At 39.8% G+C, this 1,172-nt stretch carries 2 protein-coding genes; both read left to right on the top strand.

Translation table 11 applies throughout. From position 1 onward, the window contains the following. Positions 1-321: 321 nt before the first annotated feature. Entirely contained in the window at positions 322-555 is a 234-nt protein-coding gene (locus Q8W22_RS16645; RefSeq protein WP_305453126.1) for a ribbon-helix-helix domain-containing protein, read from the top strand. Next, positions 542-805, top strand: coding sequence for a type II toxin-antitoxin system RelE/ParE family toxin (locus tag Q8W22_RS16640; protein ID WP_305413866.1), 264 nt, complete (start codon positions 542-544; stop codon positions 803-805). Before Q8W22_RS16645 ends, Q8W22_RS16640 begins: the two co-directional genes overlap by 14 nt. Positions 806-1,172 lie beyond the last annotated feature (367 nt).

Genomic DNA, 1,172 nt, shown 5'->3' with positions numbered 1-1,172 from the left:
GCCTTAGCGAAGGCCTGAATGTCGATTTCGTATTTATCAGACATGATGTGTCACTCCCTGTAGAGGGTAAACTATAGGGGTGACCTACTAACCTAACAGGTTCTGGTTGTTGAGAATTTATCGCGGTGCTACGTTGATTTAAGCGTATTCGCTAATGAAAACCGCTCTAGAATTCACGTAGAAGCGCCATTTTTAGTACAAAAAATGATCAATTTTGAGGCTGAGATTTTTCTACAGTCTCGTTAGTTGCTTCTTGTGGTGTCGTGACGTTATGGTGTCATAGTGCTATGATGTTCTTGTCGAATTAATGGAGACATAATCATGAGTAACCTATCAAAACGTTCTACCGTTTACTTTGAGCCGGAGATACATCAAGCACTAAAAGTGCGTGCTGCTTCAGCTAATTTATCAATTTCTGAGTTAATAGATGAAGCTGTTCGTTTATTAATGCGTGAAGATCAAGAAGATTTAGCCGCTGTATCAGCAAGAGCCAATGAGCCTGATATTTCATATGAAGATTTATTAAATGATTTGAAGTCACATGGAAAAATATAGAATAACGTTTAAAAAGTCAGTGGCTAAAGATTTACGAGTTATACCTAAAAACGATATAAAAAAGATCCTAAGTAAAATAGATACATTAGCTGTAGACCCCCGTGGTGAAGGTTGTATTAAACTTTCAGGGCAAGAAAATTATCGAGTTCGCCAAGGTTTATATCGAATAGTGTATGAAATAAAAGATGATGTACTTGTTGTTAATGTAGTAAAAGTTGCTCATAGATCACATGTGTATAAAAGCAACTAACAAGTCAATTAAGCAGGACAAAAAACCGTTGGCTTTTGCTCCTTCGTCACTAATTTTAGCCAACAATTTTTTGCCTCTTAACGAGGCGTTCAGGCTGTAGAAAAACCTCCCGAACGATGGTCTGATCGGGCGTTTGAAACGCAGGAGGCGGTGATGGCCCGATTCAAGCACTACGACTACAATCAAACGTCGATGGTCATTAATTACCTGGATCAGTTACAGCCGGGGGCATTTGAGCACGCTCTGCATTACCCCTGTTTTTTATAAAGAGGCTGAAAAGCTGGATCTGTCTGTAGTGGTTCAATGATTCCGGACACCAACGTAGGTGGTAATATCGCCACCATAAACGAGGTGTCTGATGACCAGC

Origin of the sequence: Oceanobacter sp. 1_MG-2023 (genome assembly GCF_030689025.1) — a bacterium.
In the GTDB taxonomy this organism is placed as follows: Bacteria; Pseudomonadota; Gammaproteobacteria; order Pseudomonadales; family Oceanobacteraceae; genus Oceanobacter.
This window is presented reverse-complemented; position numbering and strand designations above follow the sequence as displayed.

Bases quoted from the DNA above. Each gene is read 5' to 3' on its own strand.
- Q8W22_RS16645 (WP_305453126.1), top strand. From the start codon at position 322: ATGAGTAACCTATCAAAACGTTCTACCGTTTACTTTGAGCCGGAGATA.
- Q8W22_RS16640 (WP_305413866.1), top strand. From the start codon at position 542: ATGGAAAAATATAGAATAACGTTTAAAAAGTCAGTGGCTAAAGATTTA.